The following is an 18,823-nucleotide window of genomic DNA, read 5'->3' on the forward strand; positions in this document are numbered from 1 at the left end:
GTTGCGGCGGACGGGGAGCAAAATCCTCGATCCACGGGAGGCCTGAATCAACCCGGAAATCGTTCGACGACTCGGCCGGAAATCCTCCGCCCAGCCGAACCGCCGACTCGAAGAACTTACACGCCACCACCGACAACGGCCCACAGCAGTGGATATCACCCACAGCAGGCGGCAACAGCCGGTCTACACCGCGGGCAGCCGACCCGCACCGGATTCGCGGAACAGTGCACCGTAGGCCAACGGACCGTGCCCCCAGGGGCAACGAGCCATCCCCCGCACGGAGCGGCGCCCTACGCCGCCAACTCCGCCGCCACCAACTCCGCGATCTGCGCCGTGTTCAGCGCGGCACCCTTGCGCAGATTGTCGCCGCAGACGAAGAGTTCGAGGGCCGTCGGGTCATCCAGGGCCCGGCGTACGCGCCCCACCCAGGTCGGGTCGGTGCCCACCACGTCGGCGGGGGTGGGGAACTCCCCGGCGCCCGGGTCGTCGTACAGCACGACCCCTGGGGCGGTGGCGAGGATCTCGCGCGCCTTGGCGACCGTGACCTCGCCCTCGAAGCAGGCGTGGACGGTCAGGGAATGGGCGGTGACGACCGGGACGCGTACGCAGGTCACGGCGACCGGCAGGTTCGGCAGGCCGAGGATCTTGCGGGACTCGTCCCGTACCTTCATCTCCTCCGAGGACCAGCCGTCCGCGCGCGGCGATCCGGCCCACGGCACCACGTTCAGCGCCACCGGCTCCGGGAACGGCCCGGTGTGGTCGCCCACGGCCCGTCGTACGTCACCGGGGCTGGTCCCCAGCTCCGTACCGGCAACGAGGGCGATCTGCCGGCGCAGGGTCTCGACGCCCGCGCGGCCCGCGCCGCTCACGGCCTGATAGCTGGACACCACCAGTTCACGCAGCCCGAACTCGGCGTGCAGCGCGCCGAGCGCCACGATCATGGAGAGGGTGGTGCAGTTGGGGTTGGCGACGATGCCGCGCGGGCGGGCCCGCAGGGCGTGCCGGTTGACCTCGGGGACGACGAGGGGCACCTGTGGGTCCATCCGGAAGGCGCCCGAGTTGTCCACCACGACCGTGCCCTTGGCCGCCGCGATCGGCGCCCAGCGCTCCGCGACCTCGTCCGGTACGTCGAACATGGCGACGTCGACCCCGTCGAAGGCCTCCTCCGACAGGGCCGTCACCTCAACCTCCTCCCCGCGCACGGCCAGCTTGCGGCCGGCCGAGCGGGGGGAGGCGATCAGACGGATCTCGCCCCAGATGTCCGCGCGGTGGGACAGGATCTGGAGCATGACCGTGCCGACGGCCCCGGTCGCACCCACGACCGCGAGCGTCGGCCTGCCGGTGCGCCCGGCGTCAGCGGCCATCAGCGACGCGGTCTCCGGCAGTGGCGGAACGGACGCTCATCGACCGGTGCCTCCGTAGACGACGGCCTCGTCGCTGTCGGAGTCGAGCCCGAAGGCGGTGTGCACGGCGCGCACGGCCTCGGGGACGTCGTCGGCGCGGGTGACGACCGAGATACGGATCTCGGAGGTCGAGATCAGCTCGATGTTCACGCCGGCGTCGGACAGGGCCTCGAAGAAGGAGGCCGTGACACCCGGGTTGGTCTTCATGCCGGCGCCGACGAGGGAGATCTTGCCGATCTGGTCGTCGTAGCGCAGCGAGTCGAAGCCGATGCCGTCCTTGTTCTTCTCCAGGGCGTCGATCGCCTTGCGGCCCTCGGTCTTGGGGAGGGTGAAGGAGATGTCCGTGAGGCCGGTCGTCACGGCGGAGACGTTCTGCACCACCATGTCGATGTTGACCTCGGCGTCGGCGATGGCGCGGAAGATCGCGGCGGCCTCGCCCGGCTTGTCGGGGACGCCGACGACCGTGACCTTGGCCTCGGAGACGTCGTGGGCGACTCCGGAGATGATGGCGTGCTCCACCTTGTTGTCCCCTTGCGACTCAGGCTTCTCGTTGCTGACCCAGGTGCCCGGCAGTCCGGAGAAGGACGAGCGGACGTGGATCGGGATGTTGTAGCGGCGGGCGTACTCGACACAGCGGTGGAGCAGCACCTTCGAACCGGACGACGCCAGTTCGAGCATGTCCTCGGAAGAGATCCAGTCGATCTTCTTCGCCTTCTTCACGACCCGCGGGTCGGCGGTGAAGACGCCGTCGACGTCGGTGTAGATCTCACAGACCTCGGCGTCCAGGGCGGCGGCCAGCGCGACGGCGGTCGTGTCCGATCCGCCGCGACCCAGCGTGGTGATGTCCTTGCTGTCCGCGCTGACGCCCTGGAACCCGGCGACGATGGCGATGTTGCCGCCGTCCAGCGCCGTACGGATACGGCCGGGTGTGACGTCGATGATCCGGGCTTTGTTGTGGACCGAGTCGGTGATGACGCCTGCCTGGCTGCCGGTGAACGACTGGGCCTCGTGCCCCAGGTTTTTGATCGCCATGGCCAGCAGAGCCATGGCGATACGCTCTCCGGCGGTCAGCAGCATGTCGAACTCACGGCCGGTAGGCATCGGCGATACCTGCTCGGCGAGATCGATCAGCTCGTCCGTCGTGTCGCCCATCGCGGAAACGACGACGACCACCTGGTGGCCGTCCTTCTTCGTTTCCACGATCCGCTTGGCGACGCGCTTGATGCCCTCGGCATCGGCTACGGAGGAGCCTCCGTACTTCTGCACGACAAGGCCCACGTGCGCTCCTCGCTCCGTTTCAGTCCCTTATCCGCACATACACACGTACTGCGGCGGTCGGCTCAGTCTAACGAGCGGCCGAAATTCCCTTCCCGGCTCCCGCATGGTGAGATGTCCCGCTCACCCCTTGATCACCTCGGATTTCTCCGGGAGTCCACCGGTTTTCACCCGGCTTCTCGCCCGGACATCCGGCCGCTCCGGGAACGTCTCTGCCCACCTCCCCGCCGAACAGTCGACGAGAGACCGGAAAAGTGCCCCGAGTCACACCAAGGGGCCCCTCGCCGAAGGAAGCCCAACTTTCAAGCACTAAGGTCGGTGCCGTGCGCGTACTTCTGGTGGAAGACGACGAGCCGGTCGCCGAGTCCCTGCGACGTGGGCTCCTGCGATACGGGTTCGAGGTGGAGTGGGTCACCACGGGCGGCGCGGCGCTGTCGTACCAGGGGCCGTACGACGTCGTCCTGCTCGACCTCGGGCTGCCCGACACCGACGGCCTCGACGTCTGCAAGGTGCTGCGGGACCGCAGTGCCGTGCCGATCATCGTGATCAGCGCGCGCAGCGACGAGACGGACCGGGTGGTCGGCCTGGAACTCGGCGCCGACGACTACGTCTCCAAGCCGTTCGGCGTACGCGAGGTGATCGCCCGGATAAGGGCCGTCATGCGCCGGATACAGCCGCGCACCACCGACGTGCCCGCCGTCGGCCCCGACCGGTACGGCTCCCGGCTCACCATCGACCGCAAGGCCGCGCGCGTCCACCTCGACGGTACGGAGGTGGGGCTCGCCCCCAAGGAGTACGACCTGCTGGCGTTCCTCGCCGAGGAGCCGGGCGCGCTGATGTCGCGCGAGCAGATCATGGAGGCGGTCTGGGACGCGAACTGGTTCGGGCCGACGAAGACGCTGGACGTGCACGTGGCCGCGCTGCGCCGGAAGCTGGCCGGGGCGATCACGATCGAGGCGGTACGGGGGGTCGGGTTCCGGCTGATCGTGACGGAGGACGCCGGTACGGACAAGGACAGCAGCGCGTCATGATCCGTCAGCTCATCCGCAGTTACGTGCTCCTCGTGGCTGTGGCCATCGCCCTGTTCACCGTGCCGGTGGCGTTCACGCTCACCAATCAGTTGCGGGGCGACACCAGCCAAGCCGTCAAGCGTGAGGCCGAGACCATGGCGCGGCTGCTCGGCACCGGTGACTCCGCCTCCTGCGCGGCCCTGGCGCAGATGGCCGGCGCGTACCCGCCCAACGAAGAGAAGGTCGAGGTCACCGCGACCAACAGGTGCGCGATGGAGGGCCTGCGGGAACCGAGCGCGGACACGGCGCTGGCCGAGGCTCTGGAGCGTGGCAGAAACACCGTCGACTGGGGCTCCGACTTCATCTGGGGCGAGAACCTGGTGGTCACCGTTCCCGCCTTCGAGCGCTCGCCGGACGGGAAGACCGAGACGAAGAAGGTCGTCGGCGCCGTCCGCATCATGTTCTCCACCGATCACCTCACGGCCCGGCTCTGGCAGATCTGGGGCTTCCGGGCGGGGCTGGCCGTCCTGGTACTCCTGGCCGCGGCGATCATCGGCGCCTTCGCCGCCCGTCGCCTGACCGCCCCCCTCCGCCAACTCAACGAGATGGCGAGCAAGATGAGCGACGGCGACCTCACCGCCCGCTCCCCCGTCACGGGCCCCCAGGAGACCCAGACCCTGGCCCGCACCCTGAACCAGGCGGGCGAACGCCTGGACACCCTGATCGCCTCGCAACGCATCTTCGTGGCGGACGCCTCGCACCAACTGCGAACCCCGCTGACCGCCCTTCGCCTGTCGCTGGACAACATCGCGGACGGCGTGGACGACGAGTTCGTACGGGAGGACGTGGAGCAGGCCACCGCCGAGGTGGTCCGGATGAGCCGCCTCGTCAACGGGCTGCTGGTGCTGGCCCGGGCGGAGGCGAAGGTGACGGCGGCGGAACCGCTGTCCCTGCGCGATGTCATCCAGGAACGTCTCGACGTGTGGAGACCGGCCGCCGACGAGCGCGGAGTCACCATCACGCTCAGGGGGAGTGCCGACGGCCGGCCGCTTGTGCTGGCCAGTCCCGGTCATCTGGACCAGGTCCTGGACAACGTGTTTTCCAACGCCCTGGAGGTCTCACCGGACGGTGCGACCATCACCGTGCGGGTGGAGTCCCGGGGCGACGAGGTGGTGCTGTCGGTGCTGGACGAGGGGCCCGGTATGTCGGACGCCGAGAAGTCCCGTGCCTTCGACCGCTTCTGGCGCGGTCAGGGCCTCACCGGCAAGTCCGGTTCCGGCCTCGGCCTCGCCGTCGTCAAGCAACTCGTCACCGACGACGGCGGAACCGTGACCCTCAAGGACGCGCCCGGCGGCGGCCTGTGCGTCGCGCTCACGCTGCGGGCGGCGCGACACGGGAGTGGTTGAGCCGGGGGGTGGAGGGCTCAGCCGTGGCCCTTGTGGCCGTCGGCTGGTGATCAGCCCTCGGGCATCGCGGACGAGTGGTGGTTGACGATCTTCCACACGCCGTTCCGCTTCTCGTACTCGTACGTGTAGCGGGCCTTGACGACGCGCTTCGTGCCGGTCTTCTTGTCGGTGAGCGTGAACTGGTACACGCCGGCGTCGAGCGCCGAGTTGCTGTCGAGGACGTTGATGTGCGTCTCGACCTTCTTGCCGACCGGCTTGTTCTCCAGGAAGTGCTCCATGTAGTCGACAATGCCGGCGCGGTTGGTGCGGACCTTGTTGGAGAGGGTGGGCAGGAGCACCGCGTCCTTCGCGTACCGGTTCGCGACCTTCTTCGGGTCGCCGGTCTGCAGTGACTTGTTCCAGCCGTCGAAGAGAGCCGCGATCTCCTTCTTGGAGGGCTTCTTCGGCGCGGCCTCGGCGCCGGCCATGCTGACTCCGGCGGTCACCGTACCGGCGGTGACGAGGGCGGTGGCGGTGACGATGGCGGCGCGTATGCGGTTCTTGCGGGTCATCGCGATCTCCCGTGCGAGGTTGGGGTGTTACTGCCTCCGCGTTCTCTGCGGTGGAAGTGACTCCAGATTCGCGTGACGCCGGTTAGGGGCTGTGCAGGAGACGTACAGGCGTCGGGCAACGTTCGTACAACGTCTTTTGACCGGTGGGTCAGGAGGCGTCGTCGTCGGTGAGTCCGGAGACGATCGCGCTCAGCATTCCGGTGAGCCACGTGTCCCCGAGAAAGCGCGAAGCATCATCGCGCACGCCCGAGGCCAGTTCGTCGGCACGTTCATGTTGCCCGGCCTTGCGGAGGTACAGTACCTGGCCCGCCCGGGCGAAAAGGGTGTGGACCGAGGTGTCGCCGAAGGCGCGGCGGGCCCGGGCGACGGCAACCCCGATGAGGGTGACGGCCCTCTCCGTCTCGCCGTTCCCTGACACGGTGCTGACGAGGTCCATCAACTGATAGAGGTCCTCCGGGTCTCCCGACCACGGTTCGGATTCGGCGCCGTCGAGGTCGCGCCCCGCCGGCCTCGACGCACCGGTGCTCGCGCCGTCCGGATTCCCGGCGGCCGGAGGTGCCGGACGCCTCTCGCCCCCGGCAGGCTCCGTCTTCTGGGCGTTGAGGCGGGCGAGAAGGCCCTTGATCCGGTCCGCGTTCTCCAGTACCCGGGCCAACTCCTCACGCGCATCGACCGTTTCCTCGTGATCCGGCCCGAGAAGTCGCTCACAGTCGGCCACCACCTGGGCCAACAGTGCCTGGGCCCGGTCGAAGTCACCCTGGATCGCACAGAACGTCGCCAGCACGGTCCGCGTGTCCCTGGTCACCTCGTCGTCCGGTCCACAGGCGTGGAGCGCGGCGTCGAGCGCCCGCTCGCACAGCGCCATGGCGCGTCCGGTGAACCCGTGCAACCCGAGTTGCATGCCGGCTCCGCGGAAGAGTTCCGCCGTTTCCTCCGTGTCCTGCTCCCGCGGAGAGCAGGCGGCCAGGGCCTCCACATGCGTCGCCCAGACCTGGTCCTCCGCGCTCAGGTAACCCCTGTGGCCGTTCCCCTCCGCTCTCTGGTCCAACCGCTCCTCCTCCATGACCAGCACAAGGACAGCCAAGCGGCGATAGAGGGCGATCAGGTCCGCCATCCGGGGCGGATCCGTGGGAACCGGCGTACGGGCCACCGCCTGCACCAGCCGGTGGACCGCGATGGTCCCGTCCCGCAGGGTGATCAAGCTGTGCGCGGCCAGCCGCCGGAGCGCCTCGGTGATCTCCAGGGGGGTGCTGCCCGGCACGTCGAGGTACCGACGGGGAATCCCGTCCGGTGCACACCAGGCGATGATCCGCAGGATCTGCTCCGCGCGCGGTGTGTCCTTGATCCGGTTCAGGGTCACCCGCCAGATCCGCGCGATCGTCCGCTCCGCGTCGCCGCCCTCCGGACCGGCCGCGTACAGCTCGGCGGGGTACCGAGCGAGGAGATCCAGGTACGCCCTGGGGGTGATCCCCGCCTCCCGGCAGTACGCGGCGGCCTGGTCGATCGCCAGGGGCAGGCAGCCCAGTTCACCGCACAACTCCTCGACACCCTCGGCCGGGCCGCCGTAGACACGCGTGAACAGCTCGACGGCCTCGGTGAGTTGGAGGACATCCAGGTCCAATGTTCTTCCGAGCCCCCGCCAACTCGTCGCACCCAGCCGCGTCGTGATCAGGAACCGCCCGTGCGGCGCCCGGCCCAGCAGCGACTTGATATCGGCCGGGTCGGAGACGTTGTCGAGGACGAGAAGCCAGCCGTCGTTCGAGGCGAGCCACTGGATCGTACGTTCGCGAAGGGCCTCATCCGGGAGGATGCCGACCAGGCTGGGATGGAGGGCACGGCCGAAATCGGCGAGGCCCGCCTCGAGGTGGGCCCTAGACCCGGCGGTGATCCACCAGACCGGGTTGAGGACGGCGGTGCGGCCGGCGGCCCAGTGTGCCGCCAGGGTGGATTTGCCGACGCCGCCGAGACCGTGCACGGCGTGGACGACAACGCCGCCCGGGTTGTCGAACGCCTCGTCCAGCAGCAACAGTTCGCGTTCACGGCCGACGAACTGAGCCGTACGTTCGGGCAGGTACCGCACCGCCTCGGTGACCGGCCCGAGGGCGAGCGCCTCCGCGGGAAGTACGGTCGCCCGCTCGGCCTGGGTGACGAAATCACCGGTGGCCACCTGGCCGATGTCCCGCCCCGCAGCGACCGCCCGCTCCCCCGACGCCGCCACGGAACGCTCCCCGGTCGTCTCCCCCGCTTCCTCGTTCACGCGTCTTCCCCCTCGTTCGAAAACGCCGACGGTTCCCGGGCGCGAAGCCCGTCGACAATACTCGCTCGAATTGGCCGGCCGCCCAAGCCATCCTGCCGTCATGAGCCTTCGCACCGGCTGGATCACCCGTGCCGAGACCGGCGCAGACATCCCCGCCATCCGTGAGATCGATCTGGCGGCCTTCGACACCCCGTTGGAGGCCGACCTCGTCGAGGCCCTGCGCGACGATGACGCCGCCTGGATCGACGGGCTGTCCATCGTCGCCGCGACGGAGGACGGCAAGAACGTCGTGGGGCACGCCCTCCTCACCCGCTGCCACATCGACGACACTCCGGCGCTGTGCCTGGGTCCCGTCGCCGTACTCCCCGAGTACCAGGGAACCGGCGCCGGTTCCGCGGCCGTCCGCGCCGCGCTGCGGGCGGCCGAGGACATCGGCGAGCACTTCGTCGTCGTCCTCGGACACCCGCCGTACTACCCGCGCTTCGGCTTCACCCGCGCCTCCGCCCACGGCATCAGGATCCCCATCGACGTCCCGGACGAGGCCCTGATGGCCCTCACCCTCGACCCCACCCACCCACTGCCCAGCGGCACCGTTCGGTACGCCGCGCCGTTCGGCATCTGACCGCGTCGCCCACCGGCCGCGCGGGGCGCACCATGCTCAGGCGCCCGGCCCCCTCGCGGGGAGGTCGGCTCAGTCGACGAACTCCTTGAGCGGCTCAGTGTCCAACGTGATGTTCACCGGGTCGGGAATTCTGACGGCGGCACCGATGGCCAGCCTCTCCTCGTGTCGATAACGGCCGTCCTCCACCTGGTTGAAGACGACAACCGAGCAGTCGTCACGGTCGATGAAGAGGTAGACGGGAATGCCGACGGCCGCATAAGCGTCAGGCTTCTCCATGCGCGTATACCAGTCGGTGTCCGGGTCGTCGGCGGTGACCTCGACCACCATGAGCACTCCGGCAGGATCGCTCCACTCGCCATGCCCGACGAAATGCCGAGCAGGCGCGAGCACGCCGTCAGGTCGTGCCCGCCCCTTGCCGTCGGCTTCCGTGCGCAGCCCTCGGTGCCCGTAGAGCCATGGGCCGTCCGCTTGTCCTGCCCACAGCCTCTGCAACCAGGCGATGATCTCGCTCCGGTCGCCGTCCGGGCCGCGCTTGACCGCCAGTCGGCCTCCGATGAACTCCAGCCACACCGTTTCCGGTGCCCGGCGGGCGAGTTCCTCGAAGTCCTCGACGGGCATTTGGGGGCGGCGGCCACCCGGAGGGCAGGGAGCCCCCGGGAAGGCCGCTGCCGCGACTGTTCGCCTCACGGCCGCTCGACGCGGATGCGCCCGCGGTTCGCACAGTCGACGAGGCCGCGGATGTCCTTCAGGTCATCCGTGACAATCGGCGCACCGCCGTACGTGACCGACGTGACTACGACGCTCGCGTCGATCACATCCGTCGTCCCGTTACGTCGGCAGAGTGCTCCCGATGCCTTCGCAGCAGCTTCGGTGAGCGGCAGCACACTGCAGCCGTTCAACGCCGCGTGCAGACGGGCCGCCGATGGCCGCTCGTCCCAGCACTGAGCGAGCACTCCCGCAGGTACCAGTACGGTGACACCCGACGCGAGCACCTGCCTGTGCCGCCACAAGAATCGCTGGTTGTTCTTGGCCGCCGCGATCAGCGCGCCGGTGTCGTACACGACATGCTTCATGCGCTGCGCCGCTCCTGTCGCTCCTCGCTGAACAGGTCGTCGACCCACGCCTGGGCTTCCGCCTGTTCATCGGGGGTGGGCCACCCGTGCTCGTCGAAGTACTCCTCCATCGCCCGCAGCCCTTCACGGATGACGCGACGATCGTCCAGGTACTTCTCCAGAGCCTGGCTGACCACCGCCGAAATCTGCTCGCCTTGGGCCTCCGCGTACTGCCGGAGCGCCTTGCCGAGCTCGGCATCGAGACTCACGCTGAACTTCACCTTCTCTGCCATATTACAAATGTAATCCGCTGTCTGCGCTGGTACCAGCGGCGCGCGGAGGTGCCCGCGCGGGGGCGGGTGTCAGCGCCGTCACCAGTTCCAGCGCCTCGGCGCGAGCCCGTTCGCGATGCGGTCTCGGTTGTCGCGGAAGTGGTACATGACGAGGTCGTCAATCGGGACCGGGCGGAACGTGTCCGGCACAGGGCCACCCGTGCGGCGCTCCCGCGACGAGCGCGCGGCCTGTTGGACGAAATGGGGTTGTTCCGCCGCGAGCGCCTTGCAGCCCGTCGCGTTCGCGCGGCCGTCTTCGATGTGGTCGATGAAGACGGCGATCTCGGCGTCACGGGGGCTCAGGTGTGCGAAGTCCGGGTCCGCGTGCGGGTCTTCGTCACCTACGGAGCGCTTTCCGTACCCCGTTTTGGCCATGGGGTGGGAACGGGCAGGCAGGGCGGCACTAGGCTGGGCGTAAGCCACGATCGAGTCCAGTCGATTCGAGGTCCAGGCCCCGGAGCCGGTGTTGGCGCACCGACCGGGGCCGAACTATTTGGTCGTTTGCCGCGAACCTAGAGCGGCTTTACCTTCCGAAGCAAGCCGATCACGGATCGTCACCCTTTCGAGGTACGCCGCCTCAACTCACGTTCAGACTTGGTTGGTTGGGTTGGTTTTCAACCATCCCAGAACCCAGAAAACCCATGGGAGGAGCTCGGGTCCCGGGGTTCGGGTCCCGGAGCTCAAGCTCCGGGCTGACCTGCGGAAACGAAGGCTTTCCAGGCGGGGGCGCCGAGGGTGAGGGTGGGGCCTGTGGGGTTCTTGGAGTCGCGTACGTGGACCGCCGTCAACCGAGGGGCAGGGAAAGCGACTTCAACGCATGCGCCGCCCTCACCATCGCTGTAGCTCGACTTGAACCACGTCAGCGCTATCTCCACGCAGGCATCGCCCTCGGAGTCGCTGTAGCTCGACTTGAACCAGGTCAGTTGCTCGCTCATAGCTCTCCCGCCATATGTTCAAGGAACTCGGCCGACTCAGAACTGTTAAGGGCCTCCATCCGGATCATGCTAAGCCGCTCAGCATGTGAGCTGATGATCTCCGGGTCCGCAGTCAGCTGGCTCGCGGACTGTCCGGTTGAGTAGCGAAGCGCTCACGGTCACGGGTTTCCAGCAGCACCATCGGCCCCATGAGTGCCGCCGAGTTGGCCCGTGCGAATGGCAGTACCTGAATCGAGACGCCATTCAGGCGGCCCGCCCCTACGAGCCACAGCAGTTGGGCGGCATCCACTTGCGGTACGCGCAGCGCGGCCTCGAACACGACAAAGCTGCACGCCACCGGCGGTTTCCTGGTGAGAATCTCTTGGCGCTCCATGCGTGCCGCAACACGCTCTTCCACCGTCTCCTCGTCCACAGGCGGCCAGTGGCTGCCGATCAACCTCCGTGCGTACCCCTCCGTCTGCAACAGGCCCGGGATCAGCGCGACCTCGTACCACCAGAGACTGATCGCTTCCCGCTCGCGCTCCATGAAGTCCTGAGCCCGCGCCGGAAACTTCTCCCTCTGCAAGTAGTCCTTCGCCGAACTCAGCAACCCCTCCGCCCCGCACAGTTGATCCGCCACATCGAGCGCACGCGGGGTCGGCATCCGCACCCCCTGCTCCATGGACTTGATCGTGTCCGGCGAGTAGTTGGCGGCCTCGGCCAGCTCCTCCCGGCTGACGTTCGCCTTCGTGCGCCAGCGTTTCATCTGGTTGCCGCCGTAGCGCCAGGCGACCGGGGGTTGGGAGTTGGAGTGGGAGTGGGAGTTGTACTGGCCCGACACAGCGCGCACCTCCGACGGATACACACCGGCGTGTATCACCTCAGTCACTACCGAGCGTAGCCCTCACATCGCCACCGTGTGACCATGACGAACGCAATTCACCGCCCCCACTGGGTACCGGAGTCAGGACACCGGCTGCGCGTGATCGGCGTGCACTTCGACGCCGTACGAATCGAGGACGGGCGCGGCCAGTTGGTCGCGCGCGGGCTCGTCGACGCGGCGGGCGGGGACGCCGGGCCGATCGTGTACGAGATGACCGGGGGCCGGTGGGTGTACTTCCTGCTGCGGCCGGGCTCGGTGCACAGACACGACTGGCCGCTGGGCGTGCACCGCTTCGGGATGACGCACTTCCGTACCACCACCTTCGTCGGCGTCCCGGCCCTGGAGGGAAACACCTGGCCCCTGCGCTGGTGGTCGAAGCCGACGCGCGAAACTCCGTACGTGGCACCCGAGTTGCTGCTCGACGCCATCATCGACGTCCAGAACGTCCAGGAACCGTCGGCTACAACGTCCCCAGCGCCGGGGCGAACGCGATGAGCAGCGGGAGCAGGGCGAGGAGCGCGGCGGCGGCCGTGGTCGCCGCGCGGCGGGCCCGGTCCAGGCGGGGCGGGGGTTCCAGCAACCGCTCCACCCTGTCACCCAACAGCCGACGGGTGTTGGAGCAGCTCAACACACCCCGGTGCTGGTTGAGTTCGATGAGGGCGAGGGCGGTGGTGAGGTGACCGCAGCGGCGTGAGGCCGTGTCGTCGGCGGCGAGTTCGACGAGGCGGTGGGTCTGGTCGGCGAAGTGGGCGAAGAGCGGGATGCCGGGGAAGCCGGTGGCGAGGGCCGTGGAGAGGTGGAGCAGCCAGTCGTGGCGGGCGCGGGCGTGGCCGAGCTCGTGCGCCAGTACGGCGTCCAGCTGACGGTCGGTGAGCTTGCCCAACGCGCCGGTGGTCACGACCAGTTGGGGCGGGGAACCCGGCATCAGCCAGGCGTCCGGGTATTCGTCCTCCAGCACGAGGAGCGGTCCTTCGGCCCGAGGGAGTCCCGCCGGGAGGTCGGGGGCGCGCTCCCGCAGATGGGCCCGGCGCAGGGTGCGGCGGCGCCGGGCCTCGACCAGTTCCCGCACGAGCATGGCCCCGCTCCACGCGGCCCCGCAGGCCAGCAGCAGCGTCAGTACGGCCGTCCAGGGCGGCGCGGCCGTCAGATCGTACGCCTCTGTCACGGCGGCGGGCGCCGGAGCGAAGGCGTGCGTCCTCACCGTCTCGAACACCGCCGCTGCGCCCAGCACAAGCGCCGCCAGGCAACTCAGCAGCGCCGCCGCGACCAGGCACTGCCACGCCCACAAAGCAACCACGGGTTCCCGCTCGGGCCACCCGGCCTTCAGCAGGGCACGGGGGCCCAGCACGGCGGCGGTCAGGGCCACGGCGATGAGAAGGAGCAGGAGGACGGTCACGTCGGCGGGTCCGGTTCCTGTCGAGGCGGGCGGGGGTGCGGGAAACATACGTACGATGGCGCCTACGCTACCGCCGGTACTCACACTTTTCTGTGGCCTGTGAACGCCTGGGTCAACTTGCAGGAAATCCAGTGGGGTCGAAACGGCTCAGCAGCGATCTGCCAAGTCAGGCCGCCCCGACCCTCCGGTCCCCGTACTCAATCGTCACAGTGATCCTCGCACCGAGCGCGGTCGCGTAGGCGCGCATGGTTTCGAGGTTGTGGATCTCGCCCCGCTCGATCTGGGAGACGCGCGCCTGGGAGATGCCCACCGACTCGGCCACCTGCGCCTGAGTCAGCCCTTGCTCCTCGCGGATCTCTCGCAGGTGGTGTCCCACGACGTACGCCTCCGTGGACGCGCGTGCGGCCTGTTTGCGCTGCTCCCACTCCGCGTCGGACACCTCGGGGCGGGCCTCCCGCATCTGCCGCTTGACCTCGGTCCAGCTGCTGTATCGGCTCATCGGATGGTCCCGTCCTCTCCTGCGTCGTCCACAGTGGCCAGATACTCGTCGTAGCGAGCCTCCGCGAGCGGGATCGCCTCTCGGTACCAGGCACTCCAGCGTCCGGCCTTGTCTCCGGCGACCAGCAGAATCGCCTGCCGTCTGGGGTCGAAGACGAACAGTACGCGGATCTCGGTCCGCCCCGAGCTGCCCGGCCGTAGTTCCTTGAGGTTGTGTGTACGGCTGTCGGTCAGCCTGTCGACCAGCGGGCGTCCCAACGCGGGGCCACTCTCCGCGAGCTTGTCGACCGCCGCTTCGACGAGGTCCGCCGATGCCGGGTCCTCCTCCGCGAGCTTGAGCAACCACGACTCCACCGACGGATGGAGGTTGATCTCCCAGTTCATGCTCCGTAGCCCAGCCTAGGCCGGACAGCAGCAAAAGGAAATCCTTATATCTTCAGCCCATCGAGTGACAGCGGGCAGGTGACCCGGCGTCATTTGACCTTCTTGCGGCCGAGGCCCAACGGCCCCGCGATCTCCTCTGCCATGACCTTGCCGGCCTCGAACTCCAGGGTCTCGTCGCCCATCATCGGCTGGTCGGTGTCGAGGCCGTCCAGTTCGGCCAAGGGCTGGTTCAACCGCACATGTGCCACCAGGGACTGGAGGGCGCGCAGGGTGGCGGAGGCCGTGGAGCCCCAGTTGGAGAAGTAGGAGAACTGCCACCACCACAGGGCCTCGGTGTGGCGGCCGGCGCGGTAGTGGACCATGCCGTGGCGGAGGTCGGTGATGACGTCGGCGAGGTCGTCGGAGATACGGGCGGGGACGGGCGCCTTGCGGGGCTCGTAGGGGTCGAAGACCTCGGAGTAGACGTCGACCGGGTCGAGCATCCTGGCCAGGCGTTCGCGCAGCTCGTCGACGTCCGGCTCGGGGCCCGGGTCGGGCTCGTAGCGCTCGTCCGGCACGATGTCCTCGTGCGCGCCGAGGCGGCCGCCGGCCAGGAGGAGCTGGGAGACCTCCAGGAGGAGGAAGGGGACGGCCGAGTCCGGCTCGTCGCCCTTGGCCACCTCGGTGACGGCGACCATGAAGCTCTCGATCTGGTCCGCGATCTGGACCGCGAAGTCGTCCGGGTTCTGGCCGGTCGCGTGCAGCGTGGCGTCAGACATCCAGCAATCGTCTCCCCTCGAAGGCGCGGCCGAGGGTCACCTCGTCCGCGTATTCCAGGTCGCCGCCCACCGGGAGGCCGCTGGCCAGGCGGGTGACCTTGAGGCCCATGGGTTTGATCATGCGGGCGAGGTACGTCGCCGTGGCCTCGCCCTCGAGATTCGGGTCGGTGGCCAGGATCAGCTCCGTGACCGTACCGTCGGCCAACCGCGCGAGAAGTTCTCGTATACGCAGGTCGTCGGGGCCCACGCCCTCGATCGGGCTGATCGCGCCGCCGAGGACGTGGTAGCGGCCTCTGAACTCGCGGGTGCGCTCGATCGCCACTACGTCCTTCGGCTCCTCCACCACGCAGATGACCGACAGGTCGCGGCGGGTGTCGCGGCAGATGTTGCACAGCTCCTCCTGCGCGACATTGCCGCAGGTCGCGCAGAAGCGGACCTTCGCCTTCACTTCGAGGAGGGCCTGCGCGAGGCGCCGTACGTCCGTCGGCTCCGCCTGCAGGATGTGGAAGGCGATCCGCTGCGCGCTCTTGGGACCGACGCCGGGCAGCCGCCCCAGCTCGTCGATGAGGTCCTGGACCACGCCTTCGTACACGGACTGCCGTCCTTCCTGGTGTCTTTCAGTACGTACCGTAGTCGGCCGCCGCCGGTCGGAGGAAGGCGGGACGGGGCACGGATGGGCTCGGCGGGGGGCTCGGCGGGGGGATGAGTGCGTTCAGGGGGCGGGCGGGGCTCAGAAGGGGAGGCCGGGGATGCCCATGCCACCGCCGCCGAGGCCCTGGGCGAGGGGGCCCAGTTTCTGCTGCTGGAGGGTCTGGGCGTTCTCGTTCGCCGCCTGGACGGCCGCGACGATCAGGTCGGCGAGGGTCTCGGTGTCCTCCGGGTCCACCGCCTTGGGGTCGATCTGCAGGGCGCGCAGTTCGCCGGAGCCGGTGACGGTCGCCTTCACCAGGCCGCCGCCCGCCTGACCCTCGACCTCCGTGTGCGCGAGCTCCTCCTGCGCCCTCGCCAGGTCCTGCTGCATCTTCTGGGCCTGCTGGAGCAGCTGCTGCATGTTGGGCTGGCCACCACCGGGGATCACGATCAGCTCCCTCGCCTCGTCATGAGTCTTGCGGTCGTACAGGGTCGTACGCGGTCTCGTACTTGCGGTCGCCCACGAGCCTACGTGGTCGGCCCCGGCCGTGCTCCGTCACTCTTTCGAGCGAGTCGGCGGGGAATCGTATACCTGATCAAGGGCCCCTTCCAGGGGTAAAAGCGTCGAAAACGGGGTGTTCGCCACCCGTTGGAGGGTAGGAAGGGTCCGGCCGTGACGACAGCGCGTCAGCGCCGTGTGTACGCGTGTATGTGCACGTGAGTATGTGCGTCTCGCACTGTCGTCAGCAGCGTCGTCAGTAGGGAGTGCCGGGTGAGCCAGGCGGAGATGCAGCCCGACGGAGTTCCGCAGGACGGGCGCGGTGAGGGGGCCGGGCTGTGGGCGGAGCCGTGGTCGGCGGCGGGCGGGCCGTGGGCGGGTGAGCTGGCCGGGCGGCCGTTTCCGCACGGGGACTGGGGGGCGCCGGCGGAGCGGCTCGACGAGTTGTACCGGTGGGTCGAGCGGGCGGCGCTGGAGACCGTCGCGTGGTATCTCGCGGACCGGGTGTGGAAACGGCTGGGGGCGCGGCTGCTGCGGGTCGGGGCGGCGGCGGGGGCACTGGTCGGGGCCGCGCTGCCGTTGCTCGATCTCACCGGGGTGATCGCCGGCGCGGCTCCCTGGGGGTATCTCGCGCTGTTGTCGTGTGCGACGTGTGTGGCGGTGGATCGGTTCTTCGGGGTCACGTCCGGGTGGATGAGGGATGTGGCTACGGCGCAGGCGGTGCAGCGGCGGCTTCAGGTGCTGCAGTTCGACTGGGCGTCGGAGAGTGCGCGGGAGGTGCTCGGGCCGACGGAGGGGACGGCCGGGGAGGCGGCTGAGCGGTGTCTTGGAGTGCTGCGGCGGTTCTGTGAGGACGTGACGGAGTTGGTGCGGGCGGAGACGGCTGACTGGATGCTGGAGTTCCGGACGGGGGGTGCGCCGCTCGGGATCCAGAGCGGGGCGTCTGTCGGGCGGCCCGAGGGGGGGTCGGGTGGGCGGTTGTCCATGTTGCCGGGGGCGGCACGGGCGAACATGCCGCGTCAGCGGCCGCCGGAGGCGCGGTGACCCTGCCGGGGGCGTCTCGGGTTTTTCTCGCCCCCGCCGCCCCTACCCGTCCCTCCCCCACTCTCGGCTTCGCTCGAGCGGGGGGACCCCCGTCCAGGGGCTGCGCACCCTTCGACCCCGCTACGCCTGAGAGCTCGGGGGGGGGCGGTTTGCATGGCGGGTGCGGGTGATTCGTGGCTTGTCGCGCAGTTCCCCGCGCCCCTAAAGGGGCGCGAACCTCAACCCCTCTCGTCGTTCCGCGCCCTCTCGTCGCACAGCCTCGCCCCCGTCGCCGTCTCGCACGGTACGTGCCCGTGGCGGCGGATCACGCTCTGGGCGGTGCCTCGGCGGATGTGGGCGAGGAAGCTGTCGGCGAGGGAGTTGGCGGGTGGGCGGCGGTAGGTGTAGGCGTACTCGGCGCCGTAGTAGGGGTAGGTGTCGTCGCCCTTTTCCAGGGTCTCGACGGAGGCCTCGTGGCCGTCGAGGGCGAGGGCGTGCAGGCCCGCGCGGCTGGTGGCGAGGGTGAGTTCGCTGTAGCCGATGGCGCCGGGGGTGTCGGCGACCTTGGCCAGGACCTGTTCCGTGGAGTCGAGTTCGCAGCGGGTGACGGAGGCGGCCGACAGGTCGTCGCGGCGGCAGTCGAGCGAGGTGCTGGCCACCTGTTCCCAGCCGTCCAGCACGGTCCGCTGGAAGACCTGGCGGGTGCCGGAGTCGGCGTCGCGGCTGACAAGCACGACGGGGATGTCGGGGAGGGACGCGTCGAGCTGTCGCCAGCGGGTGATCTCGCCCCGGTAGATACGGCGTACGTCGTCGAGGGTCAGGCTCGCGCCGCGTGGCCGGATGCCGTCGTTGACGACCAGGGTGAAGACGGAGAGCGCCACCCGGTGGCCGACCAGTTCGGGGTCGGCGCTCGTGCTCGGGCCGTCGGAGAACGCGATGACGGCCGGGGAGCCCTTCTTCGCCTGGGCGGCGCCCAGGGCGGCGAGTTCGCCCACGCCCGCCGAACTGCCCCGCGCGTCCACCTTGATCTCGGCGCCCGCGCAGTCCTTCTCGTACTCCTCCGCGAGTCCGCGCAGCACCGGTGCGAACGCGGTCGACCCGGTCAGCGTCAGCTCGCCCGTCGCGCACTCGATGGGCGGCGGGGTGTCGACCCGGACGACGATGATCGCGGCCAGGGCGATCACGCAGAGCGTGAGCAGCACGGTGATGAGGCGGGCCGCGCGGCTGAACAGCGGCGGCTTCTCGTCGGGGGTCGCGCTGCGGTTGGGGTGGACCTCGCCGTCGAGGATGCCGCCGATGAGCCGTATCGGGCTGTCGACGTCACCGCCGGAGAGGAGGACGAGCAGCTTGAAGTGGTCGCCGCGGTTGAGCGGGACGCGGGGGATGCGGAGCACGCCGTCGCGGTAGCCGAAGCCGGCGGACGGGGTGAAGTGGTCCATCAGATGGTCGGTGCCGGGTGGCTGGGTGACGGACACGCCTCGGATGACGCGGCCGCTGAACACGGCGGTAAGGCCGTGGAGTTCACGCCCCGTGTAGTCGTTGTCGGCGATGCTCTGCGAACCGTCGTTCTCGACGCGCAGCAGCACCAGCGTCGCGTCGGCCATGTCCGGGCCCTCGTCGAACAGCCCGAGTCTGACGTTGGCGCGCCCCGAACGCACGTCGTGGCCTATCGGGTTGTCCATCTGCACGCGGTAGCCGATCCGCTTGCGACGCGGCACCCGGCGCTCGTACCAGACCATCATCGCGGACGCCACGACACCGACCACGGCGGTCCCGACCGCCACCACGTTCTCCGCGCTCAGCCACTCCTGCACACTGACCACTCCCCCGAGCCTCACACTGCGCAGTCAAGCGGATACACGGTACGGCGCCAGGGGGGGACATTCCGGACACGACGCCGGAAGTTCAGCGGGAGTTCAGTCGGCTTCGG

General features: G+C 69.2%; 22 protein-coding genes. 5 read left to right on the forward strand and 17 right to left on the reverse strand.

What is annotated here, in order from left to right; translation table 11 throughout:
- Positions 1 to 290: 290 nt before the first annotated feature.
- Both CES90_RS20025 and CES90_RS20030 read right to left on the reverse strand, forming a co-directional pair.
- Positions 291 to 1,364 (reverse strand): aspartate-semialdehyde dehydrogenase, encoded by a 1,074-nt coding sequence (locus CES90_RS20025; RefSeq protein WP_189786101.1) that lies wholly within the window; start codon positions 1,362 to 1,364, stop codon positions 291 to 293.
- 36 nt (positions 1,365 to 1,400) lie between these two features.
- Positions 1,401 to 2,681: an aspartate kinase gene (locus CES90_RS20030; protein WP_189786102.1), complete on the reverse strand. Its 1,281-nt coding sequence runs from the start codon at positions 2,679 to 2,681 to the stop codon at positions 1,401 to 1,403.
- A 320-nt stretch (positions 2,682 to 3,001) separates the two neighbouring features.
- Between CES90_RS20030 and CES90_RS20035 the strand changes: the two genes are divergently transcribed.
- Both CES90_RS20035 and CES90_RS20040 read left to right on the forward strand, forming a co-directional pair.
- Complete coding sequence (locus CES90_RS20035; RefSeq protein WP_189786103.1) at positions 3,002 to 3,709, forward strand: response regulator transcription factor; 708 nt, start codon at positions 3,002 to 3,004, stop codon at positions 3,707 to 3,709.
- Entirely contained in the window at positions 3,706 to 5,094 is a 1,389-nt protein-coding gene (locus CES90_RS20040) for a HAMP domain-containing sensor histidine kinase (RefSeq protein WP_189786104.1), read from the forward strand. The genes CES90_RS20035 and CES90_RS20040 overlap by 4 nt, the downstream gene beginning before the upstream one ends.
- Before the next feature lie 50 nt (positions 5,095 to 5,144).
- Here the strand turns inward: CES90_RS20040 and CES90_RS20045 are convergent, their stop codons facing one another.
- Both CES90_RS20045 and CES90_RS20050 read right to left on the reverse strand, forming a co-directional pair.
- Positions 5,145 to 5,645, reverse strand: a complete 501-nt coding sequence (locus tag CES90_RS20045) for an SgcJ/EcaC family oxidoreductase (RefSeq protein WP_189786105.1) — start codon at positions 5,643 to 5,645, stop codon at positions 5,145 to 5,147.
- Between the two features lie 148 nt (positions 5,646 to 5,793).
- Positions 5,794 to 7,902 carry a tetratricopeptide repeat protein gene (locus CES90_RS20050; RefSeq protein WP_189786106.1) on the reverse strand — a complete coding sequence of 703 codons (2,109 nt, stop codon included), beginning with the start codon at positions 7,900 to 7,902 and terminating at the stop codon, positions 5,794 to 5,796.
- Between the two features lie 100 nt (positions 7,903 to 8,002).
- On the opposite strand from CES90_RS20050, the gene CES90_RS20055 reads away from it, so the two are divergent.
- Positions 8,003 to 8,524 carry a GNAT family N-acetyltransferase gene (locus CES90_RS20055; protein ID WP_189786107.1) on the forward strand — a complete coding sequence of 174 codons (522 nt, stop codon included), beginning with the start codon at positions 8,003 to 8,005 and terminating at the stop codon, positions 8,522 to 8,524.
- A 69-nt stretch (positions 8,525 to 8,593) separates the two neighbouring features.
- Here CES90_RS20055 and CES90_RS20060 read toward each other — a convergent pair whose 3' ends face one another.
- The 6 genes from CES90_RS20060 to CES90_RS20085 form a co-directional block, all read right to left on the reverse strand.
- Positions 8,594 to 9,142 (reverse strand): Uma2 family endonuclease, encoded by a 549-nt coding sequence (locus CES90_RS20060; protein WP_189786108.1) that lies wholly within the window; start codon positions 9,140 to 9,142, stop codon positions 8,594 to 8,596.
- A 65-nt stretch (positions 9,143 to 9,207) separates the two neighbouring features.
- The gene (locus tag CES90_RS20065) at positions 9,208 to 9,585 is read right to left on the reverse strand and encodes a PIN domain-containing protein (RefSeq protein ID WP_189786109.1); all 378 of its coding nucleotides are present in this window, start codon (positions 9,583 to 9,585) and stop codon (positions 9,208 to 9,210) included.
- Positions 9,586 to 9,593: 8 nt separating this feature from the next.
- Positions 9,594 to 9,869 carry a hypothetical protein gene (locus CES90_RS20070; RefSeq protein WP_189786110.1) on the reverse strand — a complete coding sequence of 92 codons (276 nt, stop codon included), beginning with the start codon at positions 9,867 to 9,869 and terminating at the stop codon, positions 9,594 to 9,596.
- 78 nt (positions 9,870 to 9,947) lie between these two features.
- Complete coding sequence (locus CES90_RS49715) at positions 9,948 to 10,283, reverse strand: hypothetical protein (protein ID WP_229914183.1); 336 nt, start codon at positions 10,281 to 10,283, stop codon at positions 9,948 to 9,950.
- Positions 10,284 to 10,588: 305 nt separating this feature from the next.
- Positions 10,589 to 10,843: a DUF397 domain-containing protein gene (locus CES90_RS20080; RefSeq protein WP_189786111.1), complete on the reverse strand. Its 255-nt coding sequence runs from the start codon at positions 10,841 to 10,843 to the stop codon at positions 10,589 to 10,591.
- 112 nt (positions 10,844 to 10,955) lie between these two features.
- Complete coding sequence (locus CES90_RS20085) at positions 10,956 to 11,663, reverse strand: helix-turn-helix domain-containing protein (RefSeq protein ID WP_308437899.1); 708 nt, start codon at positions 11,661 to 11,663, stop codon at positions 10,956 to 10,958.
- Between the two features lie 84 nt (positions 11,664 to 11,747).
- Between CES90_RS20085 and CES90_RS20090 the strand changes: the two genes are divergently transcribed.
- On the forward strand, positions 11,748 to 12,200 hold the full coding sequence (locus CES90_RS20090) for a hypothetical protein (RefSeq protein WP_308437900.1): 453 nt from the start codon (positions 11,748 to 11,750) through the stop codon (positions 12,198 to 12,200).
- On the opposite strand, the gene CES90_RS20095 is transcribed toward CES90_RS20090, so the two are convergent.
- From CES90_RS20095 to CES90_RS20120, 6 genes are all read right to left on the reverse strand, one after another.
- Positions 12,166 to 13,101, reverse strand: a complete 936-nt coding sequence (locus CES90_RS20095; protein ID WP_189786182.1) for a M56 family metallopeptidase — start codon at positions 13,099 to 13,101, stop codon at positions 12,166 to 12,168. The two genes, CES90_RS20090 and CES90_RS20095, sit on opposite strands and share 35 nt — an antisense overlap.
- A gap of 166 nt (positions 13,102 to 13,267) precedes the next feature.
- Positions 13,268 to 13,600: a helix-turn-helix domain-containing protein gene (locus tag CES90_RS20100; RefSeq protein ID WP_189786112.1), complete on the reverse strand. Its 333-nt coding sequence runs from the start codon at positions 13,598 to 13,600 to the stop codon at positions 13,268 to 13,270.
- Positions 13,597 to 13,983 carry a type II toxin-antitoxin system RelE/ParE family toxin gene (locus CES90_RS20105; RefSeq protein WP_189786113.1) on the reverse strand — a complete coding sequence of 129 codons (387 nt, stop codon included), beginning with the start codon at positions 13,981 to 13,983 and terminating at the stop codon, positions 13,597 to 13,599. Before CES90_RS20105 ends, CES90_RS20100 begins: the two co-directional genes overlap by 4 nt.
- A gap of 89 nt (positions 13,984 to 14,072) precedes the next feature.
- On the reverse strand, positions 14,073 to 14,741 hold the full coding sequence (locus CES90_RS20110; protein WP_189786114.1) for a DUF5063 domain-containing protein: 669 nt from the start codon (positions 14,739 to 14,741) through the stop codon (positions 14,073 to 14,075).
- Positions 14,734 to 15,333, reverse strand: a complete 600-nt coding sequence (recR, locus tag CES90_RS20115; protein WP_189786115.1) for a recombination mediator RecR — start codon at positions 15,331 to 15,333, stop codon at positions 14,734 to 14,736. Before recR ends, CES90_RS20110 begins: the two co-directional genes overlap by 8 nt.
- A gap of 138 nt (positions 15,334 to 15,471) precedes the next feature.
- Positions 15,472 to 15,819 carry a YbaB/EbfC family nucleoid-associated protein gene (locus CES90_RS20120; RefSeq protein ID WP_189786116.1) on the reverse strand — a complete coding sequence of 116 codons (348 nt, stop codon included), beginning with the start codon at positions 15,817 to 15,819 and terminating at the stop codon, positions 15,472 to 15,474.
- A gap of 324 nt (positions 15,820 to 16,143) precedes the next feature.
- Here CES90_RS20120 and CES90_RS20125 point away from each other — a divergent pair, with 324 nt between their 5' ends.
- Entirely contained in the window at positions 16,144 to 16,914 is a 771-nt protein-coding gene (locus CES90_RS20125; protein WP_189786117.1) for an SLATT domain-containing protein, read from the forward strand.
- 218 nt (positions 16,915 to 17,132) lie between these two features.
- Here CES90_RS20125 and CES90_RS20130 read toward each other — a convergent pair whose 3' ends face one another.
- Positions 17,133 to 18,716, reverse strand: coding sequence for a PstS family phosphate ABC transporter substrate-binding protein (locus CES90_RS20130; RefSeq protein ID WP_229914185.1), 1,584 nt, complete (start codon positions 18,714 to 18,716; stop codon positions 17,133 to 17,135).
- Positions 18,717 to 18,823 lie beyond the last annotated feature (107 nt).

Origin of the sequence: Streptomyces capitiformicae (assembly GCF_002214185.1) — a bacterium.
Taxonomy (GTDB): domain Bacteria; phylum Actinomycetota; class Actinomycetes; order Streptomycetales; family Streptomycetaceae; genus Streptomyces; species Streptomyces capitiformicae.